Annotated in this window: 19 protein-coding genes and 4 pseudogenes; 2 read left to right on the forward strand and 21 right to left on the reverse strand. The window is 44.1% G+C overall.

Annotated elements, in window-relative coordinates:
• Positions 1-7: 7 nt before the first annotated feature.
• The 4 genes and pseudogenes from ACX5J7_RS02385 to ACX5J7_RS02400 form a co-directional block, all read right to left on the reverse strand.
• Positions 8-385: pseudogene (locus ACX5J7_RS02385) on the reverse strand (hypothetical protein).
• A gap of 19 nt (positions 386-404) precedes the next feature.
• Positions 405-1,306, reverse strand: a pseudogene (locus ACX5J7_RS02390) (cation diffusion facilitator family transporter).
• Positions 1,293-1,658 carry a DUF3703 domain-containing protein gene (locus ACX5J7_RS02395; protein WP_024017199.1) on the reverse strand — a complete coding sequence of 122 codons (366 nt, stop codon included), beginning with the start codon at positions 1,656-1,658 and terminating at the stop codon, positions 1,293-1,295. The pseudogene ACX5J7_RS02390 and the gene ACX5J7_RS02395 overlap by 14 nt, the downstream one beginning before the upstream one ends.
• Positions 1,655-2,282, reverse strand: a pseudogene (locus tag ACX5J7_RS02400) (cation efflux transmembrane domain-containing protein). Before ACX5J7_RS02400 ends, ACX5J7_RS02395 begins: the two are co-directional and overlap by 4 nt.
• Positions 2,283-2,361: 79 nt before the next feature.
• On the opposite strand from ACX5J7_RS02400, the gene ACX5J7_RS02405 reads away from it, so the two are divergent.
• Positions 2,362-2,784: a Cd(II)/Pb(II)-responsive transcriptional regulator gene (locus ACX5J7_RS02405; RefSeq protein WP_024017201.1), complete on the forward strand. Its 423-nt coding sequence runs from the start codon at positions 2,362-2,364 to the stop codon at positions 2,782-2,784.
• A gap of 14 nt (positions 2,785-2,798) precedes the next feature.
• Here ACX5J7_RS02405 and ACX5J7_RS02410 read toward each other — a convergent pair whose 3' ends face one another.
• The 14 genes and pseudogenes from ACX5J7_RS02410 to glmU all read right to left on the reverse strand — a co-directional run bounded on the left by ACX5J7_RS02410 (position 2,799) and on the right by glmU (position 14,925).
• Positions 2,799-3,026 carry a GDCCVxC domain-containing (seleno)protein gene (locus ACX5J7_RS02410; protein ID WP_498705966.1) on the reverse strand — a complete coding sequence of 76 codons (228 nt, stop codon included), beginning with the start codon at positions 3,024-3,026 and terminating at the stop codon, positions 2,799-2,801.
• A 32-nt stretch (positions 3,027-3,058) separates the two neighbouring features.
• Positions 3,059-3,334, reverse strand: coding sequence for a mercury resistance system periplasmic binding protein MerP (gene merP, locus ACX5J7_RS02415; RefSeq protein WP_474376600.1), 276 nt, complete (start codon positions 3,332-3,334; stop codon positions 3,059-3,061).
• 32 nt (positions 3,335-3,366) lie between these two features.
• The gene (locus ACX5J7_RS02420) at positions 3,367-3,711 is read right to left on the reverse strand and encodes a mercuric transporter MerT family protein (RefSeq protein WP_287149333.1); all 345 of its coding nucleotides are present in this window, start codon (positions 3,709-3,711) and stop codon (positions 3,367-3,369) included.
• Between the two features lie 75 nt (positions 3,712-3,786).
• Positions 3,787-4,170 carry a MerR family transcriptional regulator gene (locus tag ACX5J7_RS02425; protein WP_159120560.1) on the reverse strand — a complete coding sequence of 128 codons (384 nt, stop codon included), beginning with the start codon at positions 4,168-4,170 and terminating at the stop codon, positions 3,787-3,789.
• Between the two features lie 222 nt (positions 4,171-4,392).
• Positions 4,393-4,605: a hypothetical protein gene (locus tag ACX5J7_RS02430; protein WP_287149317.1), complete on the reverse strand. Its 213-nt coding sequence runs from the start codon at positions 4,603-4,605 to the stop codon at positions 4,393-4,395.
• Positions 4,606-4,823: 218 nt separating this feature from the next.
• On the reverse strand, positions 4,824-6,449 hold the full coding sequence (locus ACX5J7_RS02435; RefSeq protein ID WP_024017203.1) for an ATP-binding protein: 1,626 nt from the start codon (positions 6,447-6,449) through the stop codon (positions 4,824-4,826).
• The gene (locus ACX5J7_RS02440; protein WP_498705968.1) at positions 6,446-8,077 is read right to left on the reverse strand and encodes a TnsB C-terminal domain-containing protein; all 1,632 of its coding nucleotides are present in this window, start codon (positions 8,075-8,077) and stop codon (positions 6,446-6,448) included. The genes ACX5J7_RS02435 and ACX5J7_RS02440 overlap by 4 nt, the downstream gene beginning before the upstream one ends.
• Entirely contained in the window at positions 8,010-8,531 is a 522-nt protein-coding gene (locus ACX5J7_RS02445) for a hypothetical protein (protein WP_498705969.1), read from the reverse strand. Before ACX5J7_RS02445 ends, ACX5J7_RS02440 begins: the two co-directional genes overlap by 68 nt.
• Positions 8,518-8,997, reverse strand: coding sequence for a TnsA endonuclease N-terminal domain-containing protein (locus tag ACX5J7_RS02450; protein WP_498705971.1), 480 nt, complete (start codon positions 8,995-8,997; stop codon positions 8,518-8,520). The genes ACX5J7_RS02445 and ACX5J7_RS02450 overlap by 14 nt, the downstream gene beginning before the upstream one ends.
• A gap of 1 nt (position 8,998) precedes the next feature.
• Entirely contained in the window at positions 8,999-9,337 is a 339-nt protein-coding gene (locus ACX5J7_RS02455) for a PDDEXK family nuclease (protein WP_474376605.1), read from the reverse strand.
• 153 nt (positions 9,338-9,490) lie between these two features.
• Positions 9,491-11,323, reverse strand: coding sequence for a glutamine--fructose-6-phosphate transaminase (isomerizing) (glmS, locus tag ACX5J7_RS02460; RefSeq protein ID WP_015068408.1), 1,833 nt, complete (start codon positions 11,321-11,323; stop codon positions 9,491-9,493).
• A 2-nt stretch (positions 11,324-11,325) separates the two neighbouring features.
• A pseudogene (locus ACX5J7_RS02465) lies at positions 11,326-12,134 on the reverse strand (DeoR/GlpR family DNA-binding transcription regulator).
• 165 nt (positions 12,135-12,299) lie between these two features.
• On the reverse strand, positions 12,300-13,340 hold the full coding sequence (locus tag ACX5J7_RS02470; RefSeq protein ID WP_498705976.1) for a Gfo/Idh/MocA family oxidoreductase: 1,041 nt from the start codon (positions 13,338-13,340) through the stop codon (positions 12,300-12,302).
• Positions 13,341-13,566: 226 nt separating this feature from the next.
• Positions 13,567-14,925 (reverse strand): bifunctional UDP-N-acetylglucosamine diphosphorylase/glucosamine-1-phosphate N-acetyltransferase GlmU, encoded by a 1,359-nt coding sequence (gene glmU, locus ACX5J7_RS02475; RefSeq protein ID WP_012520056.1) that lies wholly within the window; start codon positions 14,923-14,925, stop codon positions 13,567-13,569.
• Positions 14,926-15,156: 231 nt separating this feature from the next.
• On the opposite strand from glmU, the gene ACX5J7_RS02480 reads away from it, so the two are divergent.
• Positions 15,157-16,578, forward strand: coding sequence for a sensor domain-containing diguanylate cyclase (locus ACX5J7_RS02480; RefSeq protein WP_498705978.1), 1,422 nt, complete (start codon positions 15,157-15,159; stop codon positions 16,576-16,578).
• A 3-nt stretch (positions 16,579-16,581) separates the two neighbouring features.
• Here the strand turns inward: ACX5J7_RS02480 and ACX5J7_RS02485 are convergent, their stop codons facing one another.
• Genes ACX5J7_RS02485 through ACX5J7_RS02495 form a run of 3 tightly spaced genes read right to left on the reverse strand, consistent with a single transcriptional unit; the run spans position 16,582 to position 19,397 of the window.
• Positions 16,582-17,466, reverse strand: a complete 885-nt coding sequence (locus ACX5J7_RS02485; protein ID WP_012520058.1) for a DMT family transporter — start codon at positions 17,464-17,466, stop codon at positions 16,582-16,584.
• Positions 17,467-17,473: 7 nt separating this feature from the next.
• Complete coding sequence (locus tag ACX5J7_RS02490; RefSeq protein ID WP_287149295.1) at positions 17,474-17,968, reverse strand: methylated-DNA--[protein]-cysteine S-methyltransferase; 495 nt, start codon at positions 17,966-17,968, stop codon at positions 17,474-17,476.
• A gap of 1 nt (position 17,969) precedes the next feature.
• The gene (locus ACX5J7_RS02495; protein WP_498705979.1) at positions 17,970-19,397 is read right to left on the reverse strand and encodes a DNA-3-methyladenine glycosylase 2 family protein; all 1,428 of its coding nucleotides are present in this window, start codon (positions 19,395-19,397) and stop codon (positions 17,970-17,972) included.
• Positions 19,398-19,613 lie beyond the last annotated feature (216 nt).

Genomic DNA, 19,613 nt, shown 5'->3' on the forward strand with positions numbered 1-19,613 from the left:
AAAAGTACTAGGACGTAATTTTGGGTGGGCGAAGTAATCGGTTAATAGGTGCGTCAATTACCGCATCTAAATAGTTGAAATTGTGGACTGAAACCACTGTTTTCAGACTGTTGATATGACTCTGACTGACCCATTGTGCATGTGTGCCATGGCAGTGGCCGCAATGGTGGCAATCAGCAGGATTGTGGTGCTCTGTACTTACTTTATCACTGGTTTCATTGGCAGACAGCTCAGACTGCTCTTGCTTGTGTTCTGAATGCTTATGCTCGTGTTACAGGGGCTGAGTGTCTATTGCATGAAAATCTAACGAATTCGCCACAGCAGAAAACGACTGAAAGAGTATCAGCGAGATCACGATGTAACCTAAGCGTTTTAGATTTTTCATGTATGAAAGTCTACCAAGCCTAATTCACTTCGTCACGACATTGTTCATTAGCAAACTCCAGCTCAACAGTCGTATGTTCGAATTTATATATTTTTCTAACGAACTGTGTATGCTCTCTTTGAGTGACTGGATGTGCTCAAGACTGACATCTCCATCAAGAACAAGATGGACCGTCATTACGTTACGCTCACCGTCTAGAGACCAAATATGAAAATGATGAAGATCACTTACCTTATCGTTTGCCAGTAAATCGCTTCGAATCTTTGAAAGCTGTTCTTCATCGGGCGTTGCTTGCAAAAACAGCATTAGGGTTTCTTTGAGATTGCGAAACACATTGAAAAGGATGAACAAAGTAAAGCCAATGGATAAGATTGGATCTAAAATAGGCCAAGGCTTAAACATTAAGACGATGGACACGATAAATACTGCTACCCAACCAAGCACGTCTTCCAGCAAATGCCAGTTGAGGACTCGCTCATTTAATGAGTCTCCCTCACTCAGTTTGTAAGCCGCAAAGCCGTTTACTGCCATCCCAAAGATAGACAATAAAACCATCCCTTCAACTTGGGGCATTTCAGGCTCAGCCAAACGAGGTATCGCTTCAAACAATATCCAAATGGAGCCTACCGTCAGCACAATACCGTTAATCAATGCACCTAGTAAGGAAAACCGTTTGTAGCCGTATGAGAATGTTTGATTAGAATCTTTATCGCTAAGCTTATTTAATCCCCACGCTGTACCAATTGACAGACTATCGCCCAAATCGTGCACTGCGTCAGCCATAATAGCGGTGCTGTTGGTAAGCCATCCACCAATGAATTCAATAACAGTGAACACCACATTCAAGAGAAACGCCCAGCCGATACGTTTCGACGCGTCGGCTGAATTCCCATGCGAGTGTGAATGGTTATGACTGTGCATTTCTAATTTTTTCCAGTATGGCTTTATTTTCGGGCGAAATGGGCATTGGCTTGAATGGACTCACGTTTGCCCCACCAGTATTGCCCTCAGGCAACAAGCCAATTGCTGTTTTAGTGAGCGCACCTAGCATTCTGAAAATTTGCCCAGATACCTCTTTAAGGTCGCGGCGTTTTATTCCAAACTTAAGCATCTCATAATGCACTCGTGTGTGGTGGTATGTAGAGTGCTGACCGATAACATGCGCATCCTCCAAGGCCTTAAATCCTGCTTCATTGTCATTGGTCGAGAAGGATTTATGCGCGGCGCTCAGTTTTTGAAGTATGTAAGGCTTTGCTGCTTGAGTGAAATTCATACGATCTCTCCCTTCTTTGAGCTGTTTTCACGGAGTTCCTGTCTGGCATCTTTTAGAATTAAGACTGCGCCGCGTAACACAACGATAGAAACAATAAAACCTATGACCAAATCAGGCCAACGAGTATCAAACAGATAAACCATTGCACCCGCTAAAATCACTCCCATGTTTGCGATGACGTCGTTTGCAGAAAATATCCAACTGGCTCGCATATGCACCTCGCCATTTTTTTTGCTTCCTGATTATGGCCAAACATATAACGTTGGCTACAAGTGCAACACAACCCATGCTCATCATAAGCATAGATTCAGGCTCACTTCCAAAGGTTGCGCGACGAGCTATGTCAAACAAAATTAACAGACCTAATGCCAATTGAAAATATCCACTTACCTTTGCAGCATTGGCTTTGTGAACAATTGTTTTCCCTACTGCATATATACCAACACCGTAAACGACTGCGTCAGCCAGCATATCAAGGGAGTCTGCAATAAGCGCTGTTGAGTCAGCGATAAAGCCTACACTCATTTCAATGATAAACATCACAGCATTGATGCCCAATAGCCAGTAGAGAACTGCCTTTTGTTCTTGGTCTTTTATCTCTATTTCGCACCCACAACCACTCATAAAAACACTCGCTTTGCTCACTTATGACAAAAGTGTAAACTCTATACTTGGTATAGGGTCAAGCAATGAGTAAGTTGAGATGAAAATTGGAGCTTTAGCGGCTAAAGCAGGAGTAAGTATTCAGACAATTCGTTTTTATGAGCGCAAATCACTATTGGCTGCACCTGAGAGAACGCTATCGAATTATCGAAGCTACTCTGAAGATGCACTGAAACAATTATTGTTTATTAAGCAATGCCGCGCCCTAGATATGACAATCAAGGAAATCAAGTTAGTACTGGAAACCCGAGCCAATCCAGAGAGTAGCTGCGAAAACGTTAATACCACAATAGATAAGCATGTTGACGATATTGGACATCGGATAGCTGAATTAAAATCACTACAAGAAACACTGGTTTCCATTCGTTCTGCTTGTGATCATAATAAGAAGGTTAAGGAGTGCGGGGTATTGCATCAGTTAGATAGCATTGCAGAGGCGTGTTCTTCTAATACGGATAATTAGTCTCAGCTAATCTGCTAACTGCAACAACCGCTACCCTCTTGAATTGGGGGGCATTTAACTGTTCCATATGAGCAATAAACACAGCAGTCTCCGCTAAGAGGTTTCAACACTATTTTGCAGTGAGTGCATTCATAGAAAAATTGACATGCAGTGGTTGACATTTCCTCTTGCTGGCTATGATTGCATTGAGGACATGTAATTGTCGATAAAAGCTCTACTTTCGCCAAAGCGCGGTGCTCCACATGTATGTTAAAAAGAACAATTCGAAAATAAGTTACGATTTTACTCGTGTAGGGAAACCAGCATTCTCTGTCGCTTTCGTTAGTACATCAGGGCTAGTTACTTCATCGTCAAATTTTACAACAGCAAGTTTATTTTCGAATGTAACATCCACTTCCATTACACCTTCAACACGCTCAAGCGCTTTTTTTACTGTTATCGGGCATGTAGCACAATCCATTGAGGGCACTTCTAAAGTAAGTGTTACATCTTTCGCGAATGTTGCAGTGCTGCTTATTAACAACAGTGATGTGATTAAAATTTTCTTCATTTTTTTCTCCGATAAAATTAAGGTGATAGTCGCTATACTAGCCATAAAATCCAGTAATTACTGGTGACAAAAAGAAATGCCAACAGCGCGGTAGACCAGAAAATTACTTTTCTTCGCGCTCTTACTTTAGAGATTGAACATGACTCACTTTTTGCACAGTCGTTTATGGGCCGATGGATTTGCCACCCTGCAAACCCAAATAAAACTACTACGGCAAAAATAAAAATAGGGCGATAAGGGTCTAAAAGCGTTAGATGGCTGATCCACGTTCCGCTAATACCCATTAAAAGAAGCACCAGCGGCCCAGCACAACATGCACTAGCACCGATGGCGGCAACAAGACCGCCTAAGATAGATAGTTGACTACTTTTTACCATATTATGACGTAATTTTTTAAACAATCTGAAGCATACACTCCGTATCTAGGTACGGAGTCAAGTGGTAGTGTTATTTTACGGCTGGAGTGACTGAATGATGGGGCAGATTTTGTTTTTCGGGTTGTTTTTACAGTCTGATACGAGGGATTCAAGGCTGCCTTTAAGACGACTTAAATCTTTTAACTTATCTTCAATAATATCCAGTTTATGCTCAGCGAGGGACTGGACGTCGTCACAGCTGCTGGTACTCAAGACTAATAGTGATGATATTTCAGCCAATGTAAAACCTAAATACTGAGCACGCTTTATAAATAACACTCTGGTAAGTGCCTGCTGTGTATATTGCCTGTATCCTTGCAATGGTTTTATCGGTTGTTCCAATAAGGCCTTCCTTTCATAGAAACGAATGGTTTCTACACCTACATTTGCTTCTTTCGCAAGTTTACTTATTGTGTACATTAATTGCCCCGCATAGTCTGAGTCTATCTTCATTAAGCAAAAAGTGGCATTAAGTCATACTTTAAAGCAAGTTTTCATTGATTCATGGCGGATAATAACAGTAACTGCTAAGTTTCATGCGACAAACTCGCTCGGTAATTAGACTGATAATTTCCCTTCCTGATCACACTAGTACATCTGAGGAGAGTGTTAGCCATTTGCGCAAAAAACTCAACTATCGCGTTAAGCGGTAAAGATTTTTTCGACGACGAATCGGTTTTCCTTAAGATAGCCTTCGGAGATTTCACCATTGGGTGTAATTCGCCTGAGTTTCTTACTTGTCTGACTAGGCTCATACAAATCATTTCCATTACTCAAAAGTTCGGCCGCAATAGAACCCGATGCCGATTCTTGGGCGACCCTTTCAGCAAGTCGAAGAACATCAAGTTTATCCATGATAACCTCCTTTGAATAAGAAGCTAAAAGCTGACTAATTTCGAGAGTTGCCAGAAGCTCATACGTCCATTCTCATGCCTTACCAAATAACTTCAACATAAAAGATAGTGTTGATTCATGAGAAAGAAAAGAGGTGACGTATTATAAAAGAAAAAACCAATCAGACATTTCCAGTATAGGTAGCTCTCATAGCCAAAATCAAACTTATGCAAGTGAAGCTAGTCTAGGGAAGCTATTAAGCCAGCCTTGACAAGATTCGAGTGCATCTCGGACTCAGTATTGGACTGGGAACGAATATATCGTAGATCGTCATGATCAAGCTTCGACCATTTCCCGTAAGGGACGACGTTAGTCTTTGGTTTTTGCTCTTTTTTCTGAACCGATTTTAAACTTACTTTGCTTGCATCAACTTCAGCAATTAACTTTCTTACAAGGCTGACATTGTCGATGTCCGGGTACTCATCTTTTAAAAGCGCAATTTCACTGACATGCTCCTTGTAGTCGAGTTTGAAAAACTCTAATAATGATTTCAGCCCATTTTCTTCAGGCTCCCTCTGCTCTGAGATATCAAGTTCCTCAACATATTGCGGCATGTTTTTCACAACATCCTCAATATCAACCGTAGGTATCAAAAGGTCAGAATACTTCAGGATTTCCTTCTCGTTACCAGAGCGTAAAGCGTCTAGCATAGGGTGTACGCTTTTCATTTCTTCCGCATAAACGGTATCAAGCAATGGAATAGTGATTTCTTCAGCTTTTGTAACAATTGCTCTTATCTGTGCAATCACAAACAGCTTAAGTGTGATGTCAATAATGCCCTGCGACAGTACGAATAAGTGTTCAAGCAGATCGCTATCCGGCGTTTGGGTTCGCTTCTTAACCCATTGAAAACGCCATAGTCGCATAGCAAAGCTCCGCCATTGCTTCATATCGCTTTCAGTTTTGGATATTCCCCAGTTCATACTACCAAAACCAATTTCCCTCCTAGCGCCACGCAAATCCTTCGAAATACCCGAGGCTTTTGGAGTTCCGACGATAAGTACTGGAACACCGATGGTATTAGTCAATTCAGTAAAAAAGTTTAACAGTTCATCACGTTTGTCTTTGGTATCTTGCAGGTGCTGAATCTCGTCTATCACAAGTAAACCCAGCGAATGGTCTATCACTATCTGTTTCATTGCTTGCAATAAAGTTTTTTCGCCTACTCGAATCTCATAACCATAGCGTCGGTGATACTTAGTATTGAGCACCTCGTCAATCGAGTGAAAGAAATTCTTACATAGACTCGCTAAATCGCCGTTATAGGGACATTCAACAACCACGTAGACGAGTTGTTGATGCATATTGTAGTCAGGGTGCTCAATTAATTGAGGGTATGTTGATAAAACTTTCCTTACCGCCGTAGTTTTGCCACTGCCAGAGCAGCCAATTAACGTCGTACTCTGAACTGATCGATCTGTGGTCGGGAATACTTGAATTCTCTCTTCTTTTCCTTGAGATTTTAAATAGTTTTCTTGCATCAATTGTTTGTCGTAATGTTTTGCAGGGTTTCGTTTAACGTAGCCGCTACGAATCATCAGAGACAACTTTTTTTCGAGGTTTAGGTGGTTTGGCAATGGATGAAAAAAGTCACCATCAAGTAACCGCCCTAACGCGTGCATACGCAATTTAGGATGTAGCTTTAAGTCACCCTCACTATGTGTTGGGCGGGATGCCAAAGTCTTTGCTAATACAAGATCGTCCTCGTAAATCTTAGGCAAAGCTTCAATAAGCGGATTGCCACGATACTCTTCTAGCCCCGGATCAATATAATTTGCTGTAACCGCTACATAAGGCGTTTTCAATCTTCGTCTCCATAAATATCATCTGGAATATCAGGGTGAGAGAAATCTTCCTGTCTTTTCATCGGTTGAACATTATTTGGTGGTGTTTTAGGGTCATTATCAGGGTTGCTGCCGACAGCACGTTCCTTGCGCTCTTGAGCTATAGCTTCCTTTTTATTAGTTTTTATAGATTTAATACGAGCACTATTCGACGCAGATTTACTGCCAGTTTTGGCATGCTTTTCTGCTGACTCCATGCGCTTTTGAATTTCTTCGTCAGCAGAGAGCTGTTTGTCTTTATTGGCATTGGCAGCCTCACTGTTCGCTAGTTTACTTACTTGCATAGAAAGCTTTGCTTCATAAAACGTCATATCTTTATACGTACGGCTCCGGTCGGTCAACTGCGCGATCCAATACTGAGAAGTCTGCCCCAGTGGGAACACATAAATTTTATTCGTGCTCCTTGGGTCAAATCCTATTTCGACTTTCTGTGGTCTGGTTCGATGCTTGTCTCGAATAAACCATCCTTTTTCGAAAGCCTCTGAACAACTATAAGTCAGAGACTGATACTTTATTCCTTCATTTGAAACCGTCGCGGTATTTCTCGGTAAAGTTAGCACCTTAAACTTTTCCACGTCATATGATTTTAGGGCACCAGACCTATTCGTTATTCCCCATTGCCACAAGTCCTTTGGGGTGTAGGGCAGGTCATCGGGAATTCCTTCATCAGCATCATATTTTTTCATCCCTTTTAAATTATGCTTGTATATAAGTAAGGCAATGATCTCTTCCATTTGTCGCAGAGACAATTTCGCATCTAGGCGATAATCCTTACCCCTCGTTTTTTTAACTGTTTCTGTTGTCACAACGCCGGGGGCATAAGGTTTAAATTCAGCCTGTAAGGTTCTAAATCTCTGTTCAACAATGCCTTTAGCGTCACCTCGGCGAGCTTTTGCGTTTTCTATACGGGTGTTAAAAACGTTGACTAAAGAATCTGCTTGGTGGGTAAGAAGCTCTCCTTTATCCGCTAATACTGCCGTCGGAAGACCTAGCGCTGGCCAATCTTCAAACTCGATTGAAATGCCTAAACGCCTACAAACGTCTACTTTATTTTCTAAACAGTTTGCCAATGACATCATGGCTAAAACATAAGATGGTGGTTCAAATGTCAGATAGTAACCTGCCGTTAAACGAGAAAAAACATCGATTACAATGAGAAGCGTGGGGCGACCAATAATTTTTGATGGGTCTTTTTCACTGACCAAATAAAGATCAATGATGGTGGCGTCAAACTCAAACCTATCTCCGGGTCCAAGCACTTGAGCAGTCGCTGTGCTAGTAAGTTGCCTCACGTCCTTTTCGAACGCTATTGCTGTGTTACGCGCTTGTGCGGTTTTAATGGCCTTGTATTCCATATTAAACAAGTGTTTTAGCTGCGTAACAGTTGGTGAATCTTGTCGTGTAATAGTGGGATATTGCTTCCTAAATTTAAGTAGCACTAGGTCATGAACTTTTGTCCACGGCATTCTCATGGAATTCAAATAATATTTATCAATTGCCTCCCTAAACAATTGTTTAATCTCATCCGTAATTGGGATGCCTGTGCCAACAGTCGTGATACGCGGTCTGCCTACTTTTTTTATTAGCAATGTTTCTCGGTTGCTTTGGCGCTCCCTGCTTATGGAAATCAGGCCTTAGAGCATTTTTGTTCTGGCAACGCTGTAAAAATTGACGCAGAAGCTTGTAAAAGTGTTTTTTGGAAAACTCAGGATTATTCTGATCGATAACTTCCTCGTAGAGTCGAAGCCATCCATGTTTGAAGAGCCGATAAGGATTATCAGCAACTTTTTGCATAACTGACCAGTTTTCTTCTAACCGTTTTTTTTGAGCTTCGGTGGGGTGTTTTAGCGATTCATCGATGAATGGATCACTGACGACTTGTGTGTGTTTGCTTTGAATAGCTTCGGTTATTGCGCCTAGGTCAAATTCAATAGGATCAGCAAGTCGTTTGTATATATCAATCCAAATAGCGTGTTCCGGTGTGATGGCTAACACCCTATAAAATTGTCCGTTTTCATGCACAACGCTATTAACCAACAGCATATAAATCTCCGCTATCGAACCCGAAGGACAAGCTATGGATGTCAGAGCAGATAAGATATTGATAGGGCTTATGGATATCAAACGCCAGCAATCGATAGCTAAAGGCGTTTCGAGCTAATTTTAATGCTTCACCTAACGGTAGGCCATGACGCTTATCATAATCTGAGCATGCTTTAGAGAGCTTAATGTCAGGGAAGCGCTTTATCTCTTCCCAAAGATCATAAACTTGCATTTGAATAGATTCGCCAATGTGAAGGTCTTTTCCTCCCAGTATCCAATCAATATTGGCTTGTTGAACATGAGGTATGTCGAGTTCAGTAATTAACTTCCACTGCATTCCTTTGGCCAGACAACTTCGCCTCTCTATTTCGAGCTTAGCAATAACATTTTTATCCATCAGCTCATCATTGTATTTGAACTGAATCGCGATTTGATTGCTCTCTAACCCATCAAAGTCTAATAACAAATCAGTTGGTGAATACGTGATATTTATTGCCTTTTTGCGGATGTTTTATGCCCGCTTTGTCGGCTACTTCCAGAGTGGTTTCTAGAGCAAACGGATACTGCTCTCGAATGTCATAAATTGACTCATTCCAGTCGTAGAGTGAAAAAGCAAGGTATTCTAGCTTGGAAAGCAAGTGAACTACTCTGCCGGTGCGGTGAGATAAGGCACGATAACTCGTGCCATCACTGGATATTTCTTGAATGTAAATCCATGGCTGATATTCGCTTTTACGGCCCATTCCTCTGCCGCTTGTGAAGCGCTTATCGATTTCTTCTCTTGTCAGCCATTGCAGTTTCTTCATCGCCTACGCCCTATGCCATCTATGGCATAGGGCATAAACTAATCTACTTTAATTACCTAATTTAATGCTAAATTTTTATTTGTTACCAAATATAATATGTCTAGTACCAAATATAATATGCTCTAACAATAGAGTTGCTTTAATAGCGTTGAGTTATTCCACCGTAACCGACTTCGCCAAGTTACGTGGTTGGTCAACATCCGTACCTTTAATTAACGCTACGTAGTAACTCAATAACTGTAGCGGCAAGGTGTAGATGATAGGTGCAATTGGCGCCTCGCAGTGTGGCACATCAATAACACGCATGGTTTCATCACCTGCAAAGGCTGCATCTTTATCAGCAAATACATACATGATACCGCCACGGGCGCGCACTTCTTCAACGTTAGATTTAAGCTTTTCTAGTAATTCGTTGTTCGGCGCCACCACAATAACCGGCATTTCATCATCGATAAGCGCAAGCGGGCCGTGTTTCAACTCACCTGAGGCATAAGCTTCTGCGTGAATGTAAGAAATTTCTTTAAGCTTAAGCGCGCCTTCCATGGCAATGGGGTATTGGTCGCCACGACCTAAGAATAAGCTGTGATTTTTATCAGCAAATTCTTCGGCTAAATCTTCAATACCGCCAGTAATTGCCAGTGTTTCTTCTAGCTTCGCCGGCAGGCTGTGAAGCGCTGAAACAATGGCGTTGGTATCGGTATCTGACATCCCATTCTCTTTGCCTAACGCCAGTGTCAGCATTAAGAAAGCAGCAAGCTGTGTGGTAAAGGCTTTGGTAGACGCAACGCCTATTTCCGCACCCGCGCGGGTCATAAAAGCAAGGTCAGATTCGCGAACCAGCGACGAGCCTTGTACGTTGCAAATGGTGAGGCTCGACATATAACCAAGCTCTTTCGCCAAGCGCAGTGCGGCTAACGTATCGGCAGTCTCGCCCGATTGAGAAATGGTGATAAGCAAGCTATTTGGATGCACTACAGACTTGCGGTAGCGAAACTCAGAGGCAATTTCCACGTTACACGACACATTAGCGTACTGCTCTAACCAATAGCGTGCCGTCATCCCTGCGTGATAACTTGTACCACAGGCAATAATTTGTACGTGCTTTACCTTTTTGAAAATCTCATCAGCGCCTTTGCCAAATACATCCGCGGTAAGGCCGTTTTCATCAATACGATCTTTTAAGGCGTTGCGCACAACCGTTGGCTGTTCGTGAATTTCTTTGAGCATGTAGTGGCGGTAGCCCGCTTTGTCACCAGCGTCATGTTCTACGTTTGACTCAACCACTTCACGCTCAACAGCATTGCCGTCTTTATCGAAAATCTTTACGTCGCGACGGGTAATTTCGGCTACATCACCCTCTTCTAAAAAGATAAAGCGGCGGGTAACCGGCAATAGCGCCATTTGGTCTGACGCAATAAAGTTTTCGCCAAGCCCTAAACCAATAACGAGCGGGCTGCCTGAACGCGCTACCACCACGCGACTTGGATCTTCTTTATCCATAATCACTGTGCCATAAGCACCGTGAAAAGTTTTTACCGCGCTTTGTACTGCATCAAGCAGGGCTTTGCCCGACTTAAGCTCTTCATGCACGGTGTGCGCAATGGTCTCGGTATCGGTGTCGCTGGTAAAGGTGTAGCCTTGCTCTTTAAGCTGCCCTTTTAAGTTCACGTAGTTTTCAATAATACCGTTGTGAACCACGGCTACGCGCTCGGTTGAGAAATGAGGGTGAGCGTTCGCTTCTGTCACACCGCCGTGAGTTGCCCAACGGGTATGTGCAATACCTGTAGTTCCCAAGGCTTCGCCTTCTGCAACGGCATCGGCTAACTCTTGCACTTTGCCCGTGCGGCGAATACGGGTGAGCGTGCCGTCGTTTTTAAGTAAAGCTACACCGGCTGAATCGTAGCCGCGATACTCCAGCCTTTTTAGTCCTTCAAGAAGGATCTCAACGACATTACGTTCGGCAACAGCGCCAACAATTCCACACATAATTACTCTCCAGCGGGCACGGCAACGATGACTGTCACGCCCTGATTTTCAATATTAAGTTTGTCTTCATCGCTAATGCCTTCATCAGTGATCAAAACAGAAATGCTTTTCCAGCTCAGTTCAAGATTCGGCATTTTGTGCGTAGTTTTTTTGAACTGGCTAATACCACAACCTTACCGGCCGCCGCTGCCATAGCTCGCGTCACGCCAATAAGCTCGTTAAAAGTAGTGGTCCCTCGGTTTACGTCTATACCCGCTGCGCCAATGAACGCAATATCAAAACTATAGGCGCTCACCAGCTGTTCGGCCATGGCGCCCTGAAATGACTGTGACTGCGTATCCCACGTGCCACCTACCATTAATACGGTGGGTTCTTTCTCGCTTTGGGTAAGATAATTGGCCGTCGACAGGGTGTTGGTCATGACCACTAAATCGTCGACTTGCGCTAGGTGGGGCAAAACTGATGCAGTAGTAGAGCCGCAATCTATCACTAACTTGCTCTCCGGCTTAATCAAGCTTGCTGCGCACTTTCCTATGGCATTTATTGCCGGGCTGATAGCGTGATTTACATTGGCTTCGTTGATACTAAGTTGAGCAGTGCCAGAATGAGAGGCAGTAGCTGGTACAGGCACTGCGCCACCAAACTGACGAATGAGCAAGCCTTGCTGTGAAAGTGCTGCAAGGTCTTTTCTGATGGTGACTTCAGAGGTAGCAAAACGCACGGCCAAATCTTCAACTTGAGATTGACCTTGCTCTTTCACCCACGCCACAATTTGCTGGCGGCGCTGCTCAACTGGTTTGCTACTTTTCAACGATACCTCGATGCTTTTGCGGGCTGCTTATCAAGTAGTTACACAAGCACGCAACCCAACGATAAAAACTAACCGCAATATCACTCATAACTTTCAAAACGAAAGTTATGAATTTTAAAGTGAAAGCATCGTAAGTTAAATTGAAACTTCGATCAAGAGAATTGTTTAATTAAACGGCAACGCCTTATTTTGCTCATTGGCGTTCATTGCTAATTCAATGATCTTAATAACAGGGATCACCGTGCTGGCGTCGGCAGGCGAAAAGTTACCGTCTTCAATAGTATGGGCAAGACGGTTAAAGAACGTCAGGTATTCACCTTTAAAAGTTTCAAAGGTTTCTTCCTCTAGCGCACCGCTATGGTTTGCAACGACAAGAACACCATGCTGTTCTTCTTTTGTTTTCGCCCAGTTTTCATCATCAAAAGACAACCCTGCACGGAGCTGATCTTCTTGGGGGTCTAAATAGAATTTTCGAAAGCTGCCTTTTGTGCCTTGCAAGTCGTAACGCAGGGTTACGCCAGCCTGAAAAGCTGAGCTGCCAAGCTTTACGACTTTATCGCTGTAGTGAAGCGTTATGTCAAACGTGTCGTCTGACTGCCCGTTTTCGCGCAATGCTAAAATATTGGCCGACACTTTTTCAGGCTCGCCGAAAAGCTGTAATGCTTGATCTATAAGGTGCGGGCCTAAATCCCAAAAGATCCCGCTGCCCGGCCCTGCATTTTCACGCCATCTGTCGCGAGGCATCGGGCGAAATCGGTCAAACCGACTCTCCAACCGCTTAATGTCACCAAGCTTTCCATCGTGAATTAACTGCTTAATGGTAAGAAAGTCACCGTCAAAGCGCCTATTGTGATAAACGCAAAGCTGTTTTTCTTTTGTTTTTGCAAGAGCGACTAACGCTTCAGCGTCACTGCTACTTAATGTGAAAGGCTTTTCGACTAACACATGACAGTTATGGACAAGTGCAAGCTCAGCCTGCGGTGCATGCAGGTGATTCGGAGTGGTAATGACCACCAAATCTACATCGTGAATTTTAAGCGCTTCTTCTAGTGAACTATACACTTCTGCATGAGGCAAAAGCGCTTTTACCGTGTCGGGCTTTGAGGAAATAACCACATCGACTGAGAACTGCGGCAGATAGTTGAGGAACGGTAAATGGAAAGTGGTGGCTGAAAATCCAAAACCAACGAGTAATGTAGATATCATTACAGCTCCTTGTATAAAGATTATTTTGAAGTAAGTAAATACACACTATCAGTTATAAAAGATGATGAGAAACGAAGAAGGTTCATTATTAGAAGGGGGCAGCACCTTAACGCGGCACCCGTGATAGTGGTTTGTATGACGGTATTAGGGCCAGCAACGCACAAACCGTGTTTGCTAGCCCGAACCCTTAATTAGCTAATACTCTGTGTGGATACGACAACGTGCCTTATTTTTTGGTAGGTCGTGGCCAGTTTGGAATATTGCGCTGTTTACCACGGGCAACCGCAAGAGCGGCTTCATCTACCGTAGAGGTGATGACAGAACCCGCACCGACTGTGGCACCTTTACCTATATTTACCGGCGCAACAAGCGATGAGTTAGAGCCAATGAAGGCATTTTCACCTATCACTGTTTTGGATTTGTTCACGCCGTCGTAATTGCACGTAATCGTACCTGCACCGATATTGGCTTTAGCGCCAACTTCTGCATCACCTAAATAAGTTAGATGGTTGGCTTTTGCACCTTCACCTAATACCGCTTTTTTCATTTCTACAAAGTTGCCCACTTTGGCATTTTTCTGCATTACCGCGCCCGGGCGAAGTCTTGCGTATGGGCCTACTGTACACGCTTCGCCTACACGGGCTTCTTCAATAATTGAATTGGCTTCGATAACCGCATTGTCGGCAATTGTACAGTTACGTAAAATACAGTTAGCGCCAATCTCTACGTTATTGCCAAGGGTAACGTCTCCTTCAACAATCACATTTACGTCGATAATCACATCATTACCTGTTTGAAGGGTACCGCGTAAGTCGAATCGCGAAGGGTCGAGTAACGTTACACCATTTGTCATTAGCTCGTCAGCTTGACGGTTTTGAAGGGCGCGTTCCAAATTAGCAAGTTGTAATCGGTTATTAACCCCTTCCACTTCAACTGCAGATTGAGGCTGAGCAGACTGAATGCGTTTACCTTCAGATGCAGCCATAGCAATAACGTCAGTAAGATAGTACTCACCTTGTGCATTATCATTACTTAATTCGCCCAACCAGCGCTTAAGGTCCGCACCGGACATCATCATCATGCCGGTATTAATTTCTTTAATGGCGCGCTGCGCCTCTGTGGCATCTTTATGCTCGACAATAGCGGTAATATTATCGTTTTCACGAATAATGCGGCCCATTCCTGTTGGGTCATCTAGGTTCACCGTAAGCAACGCTAAATCGCAGCTTTCTTTTACCGCTTTTAGTGCACTTAAGGTGTCTTCGCGAATAAGTGGCGCATCGCCTACCAGAATCAATACGTCTTCGTCATCATTAATATGTGGCGCAGCCTGTTGTACCGCGTGACCTGTGCCTAACTGTTCGGCCTGCAAGCACCAGTTTAGGTTCTCTTCAACTACCGTTGCTTTTAGCTGGTCGCCTCCGTGACCGTACACTAAATGAATGTTGTCAGCGCCAAGCGATCTCACGGTATTAATGATTCGCTGCACCATAGGTACACCGCCCACTTTATGTAATACCTTAGGTAACGAAGACTTCATACGGGTACCTTTACCCGCCGCTAAAACAACCACTGAAAAAGCCATATAATTCCTTTATTTCGCAAAGAGAATGAAAATCGACGCCTAGTGTAACCAAGCCCCAACACGTTGTCAGCGACTGATTTACAACTAACGTGGCCCTTATGGTGTTGTGCTGCGATCTTCACCTTGTTATTTAGTATAAAGTTAAGGTGAACCACCTAGTAGTTCATATTTGCAACAGGTATACTTGCAACTTGAGTTAGGTTCAGTCAGGCAAGGGAGCATGCGCAGTCTGTGAACACATTTCGTACACTACATAGAAGTATATTAGTGTTATTTGCGGTAGTGGTTATCGCAATCGTAACGCTTGTTCACTTCAGTATTTCAAAAATTGTTGCCGAGCAAAGTCGCGCGCAACAACAGTCACTTTCGCCTGCAATATCACTGATTGTAGAGCAACTGCTAAAACCATTACACATTTCAGAAGCGTTAGGTCATTCCACTGAACTCGTAGACTTGCTAGACGGCGAAACCATAGACCAGCAAGCGGTCTTCAAAACCCTCGAACGTCTGGAAAATGAGTTTAGTTTGTCGTTTTTCATTGCCAGTGAAACGGATAGAAAGCAATACAACTCCGACGGCAGCATCATCAACTTAATAGAAGGTGAAGTTAGCTGGTACTTCAAATATCGTGACTACCCCGCCGATGCTGTTGCAGATATAGGTAAGTGGGAAGACACGCATTTCTATATTGATATTAAAATTCACGATGAAGACGGGCGATTCTTAGGCTTTTTTGGTGTAGGCAAAAGCCTGCGCAGCTTCATCGAAATTTTTGATACTTACAAGCAAGAGTACGGATACGACTTTTTATTTGTCGATGGTGAGGGAGATATCATGTTGTCCTCTGATCCCAGCCTTATTGCTTCGTATTCAGACTTTACCAATTTATCTGAATTACCTTGGTATGCCAGCCTTCCGTTAGCTATTCAAAACGAACAGGCACTGAACAATAAGCTGGTTACTATCGACCAGAAAGACTTCCTCATCGCCGAGGTGAAACTCAATCAATTTGGGTGGACAGTGTTTCTTTTAAGTCCCTTGGAAGACCGTCAGGCTGAAATTTCTCAAGCCTTTATTTTCAGTGTAGTCACATTATTAGTTGTTGTTTTCTCGCTGTTCTTGCTCATCTACAATTTACTTTATTATTTTAGAAAAGACATGCAGCCAGACTTAGTAGTGCGCCACAGCAACCGACTGCCAGAGAAAGACAATCTGCAGCTTATTTATAAAAGCTTGTTAGCTGAGCATAAGTCATTAAGCGTGATGTTGATAAGCGTGGATGAGTTTAGCGATATCGTTGATGCACATGGGCGCAATGCTGGTGATGATATTTTAGATAAAATTGTGGCTTACTTGGCTGAACAGATGCGAGAGCAGGACGTGTTAGGCAGGTGGAGCAGCGCGGAGTTCATTATTCTGTTGCCACACACGGGCCCTCACGTTGCTTTTGATATAGCACACAACCTTCGCCATGGCATTGCCACCCTACCACCTTTACAAGAATTGCCAGATGTGGTGATTACCGCCTCAATTGGTATTTCATATACGGCTTCGCCAAGAGCGATGCATGAGGTGACTGCCCATGCTGAAGACGCGCTTTACCAAGCAAAGCGCGACGGCAGCAACCTAGTTAGAATGCAGTTAATCGACTAGCCCTCAAGCAGGTTTAACTTTAAGGCGTTTTCGTTTGAGAACGCCTGTGGTTAACGCCACGCCAAATAGAATCATTAAGCCGCCAACTATCGTTTGTATTGACAAGTGCTCTTGCAGAAATAGTACGCCCCAAATAATACCAAACAGCGGGACCAAATAAGCCACCGTAATGGCTTTGGCTGGGCCTATATCGGCGATGAGCTTGAAGTACAGAATATACGCGATTCCCGTTCCGCCAACGGCCAGTGCTACCGCGTTGACCCACGCATTGGCGCTTGGCATAGTATCGGGCAAAGTGGCTAGCGCGAACGGCGCCAACATAACGCTGGCCATAGCCTGACTACCTGTTGCTACAACCAAAGGTTTAACCCCTTGCAGCCACTTTTTCATCATACACGCAGCAATACCATACCCCGTTGTGGCAAGCAGCGCAGTGAGAATAGGCAGAAAGCTTACGGCTCCCTCTCCTAACTTCTGCTGACTAATCACTGTTACGCCTAAGAAGCCCACAAAAAGCCCAGCTACAGCAGACTTACTGAGCCTGTCATCAAGCCATAGCCATGCCACAATAGCGCCGAACATGGGCGCGGTGGCGTTTAAAATCGCGTTTACACCGGCTTCTAGGTGCAGACTGCTGTAATTGAACAACACAAAGGGGATGGCCGTGTTCGCCATACCTACTAAGGCAATGGCCAGCCAGTGATGTTTAATCTCTTTCACCGAACCACGTAACATCAAAAGGGGAAGTAGCACTGCCGTTGCCAGTAACGTTCGAATGGCCACTAATACATAAATGCCAAATTCTGGCGCGGCCACGCGCATAAAGATAAACGACCCGCCCCAAATACCTGCTAACACCAATAGCGAGATAATATCTTTTATTGCCATTCTCTTATCACCACAGCACCCCTTGGGCTCCTTCTAAATTCAGTAAATATTGTTTACGCGATAAACCGCCCGCATAGCCCGTGAGGGTTTTGTTACTGCCAATTATACGATGACAAGGCACCACGATAGCAATAGGATTACGACCATTAGCCATCCCTACAGCACGGACAGCCTTTGGGTTCCCAATAGTTTTTGCAATGTCTAAATAGCTAGCAGTATCCCCGTATTGAACCTGTAACAGAGCCGTCCACACTTGCTGCTGAAATGCCGTGCCCTTGGGGTCTAAAGGCAGGTCAAAGTCTTTTAGCTTTTTATTAAAATAAGCAACTAACTGCCGGCAAGCTTCCGTGGTTATGTCGTTCGTTTGTTGCTCCGCTTCTTTGACACCTGCGGCCAGTAAATTAGCGTCGTCGTTAATAAAGGCAATAGAAGTCACCCCTTTGTTATTGGCGCACACCTCAAGGAGCCCTTGGGGGCTTTTTATCGACGCTGTGTATATCATGCTAGGCCTCTTTTTGTTGATTGCTAATTTGCCGCAACTGAAGGGTTAAATAACTACGCCAGGGTGCGGCCTGTGCAGGTTCTACAGGATATAGCTGCGCCATTTTTCGCACAATTAAATCGCCTTCAAGGTAAACGTCAGGGTTTCGCTCACCTCTCATTTTCAAATAATCTAACGTCCAGGGCCCCACCCCCTTTATTGCCAGTATTTCCTTGTGGTTTGGTACCTTATCATTCAAAAATAAACAGGCAAACTGCCGCACAGCCTCTTTTCTTGCTTGCGGCATACGCAGAAACGCCAAGTTATTCCCCGCAACCGCTTCGGGTGTTGGGAAGCAATAGTATGCTGTTGAGTTGGTATTGTACTTGTCGGATACAGCGCCTTTTTTCCCTAACTGATGTACCAGCAGCGTAACCTTTCCGATGGCCGCTTTAACGCTAACTTGTTGGCCTACAATAGCGCGACATCCACTTTCAAATACACTCCAAGCGCTCGGTAGCCGTAACCCCGCAGTTAATGCATTATCAGGTAAGCCTGCTTGCTTTAAACTCTCTTCAATAAGCAGTGGGTCAGCGTGAAGGTCGAGTAATAACTTGATATTTTCAATCGTTTTATGCAGGTTGCGTAAATCTGGCATATCAATATGCAACTCAAAGCCATGGCGAGCTTCATTATGCACCGCGTTGAAATAGCCAATACTTTCACCACAAGAAAAATAGCGCCCGTAGCTGTTATCACTAACGACTTCCATACCTGAAATAGCGCGTGCGGCTAAAAACTCTCTGACGTAAGGCCAGTTGTAAGGCGGCCGATAAGAAAGAAACAATGTAATCACCTTTTGGGTAGCGGGCTCTTTTTTCCTTAGCTTAGAGGGCGTGGTAGCACAGAACTGCTCTACCGCACGCTGCAATTGTCGAAGTGACTGATAACCTCCTGTTGTAGCGATATCTGTCATAGACAAATGGGTTTGTTGAATAAGCTGTTTAGCAAATAGCGTACGCTGCATATTTTGAAACTTTTTTGGCCCCATACCTACCGCATTCACCACCAGCTTATTGAGATACCGCTCGCTTATACCAAGGCGCGTCGCAATATCACCCACGCGCTCTGTAGGAAGGGAAGAAAGAAGCGACAACGCCCGCCCTACGGTTGCCCCTACGCCTTTCCACGCGGCAGAGCTTGGCGCGCTGTCAGGCCTACACCGAAAACAAGGGCGATAACCATCTGCCATCGCTTGCGCTGCAAGCTGGTAATAAGTGACATTGTCTTCTTTAGGGAGCCTTGCCGGGCAAATAGGCCTGCAAAATATTCCGGTCGTTTTTACGCCCACAAAGAAACGCCCGTCGAATCGGGGATCTCGGCTAAGCCTTGCCTTTGAAAAGACCGATTCGGTTAATGCCTCGTTTTGGGAAGCCTTGCTGTCAGACATATACTCGCCACGCCCTGCCGCGTTGGATTATCTAAACATAGTGTATCGTGCATTAAGCAAACACGTGCGACAAAATCGGAACTCAATAAAAACAAAAAACGAAAAAGTGACCACAATTAGCGACATTTGATCATTAGGGCCGCTAAACGCATAATAATGCGATAATAATAAAGAACGCCTTGTGGTTGAGTTGGTTTTCCGCAGGCATAACGAGTG

The sequence above is a fragment of the Alteromonas infernus genome, assembly GCF_902705815.1.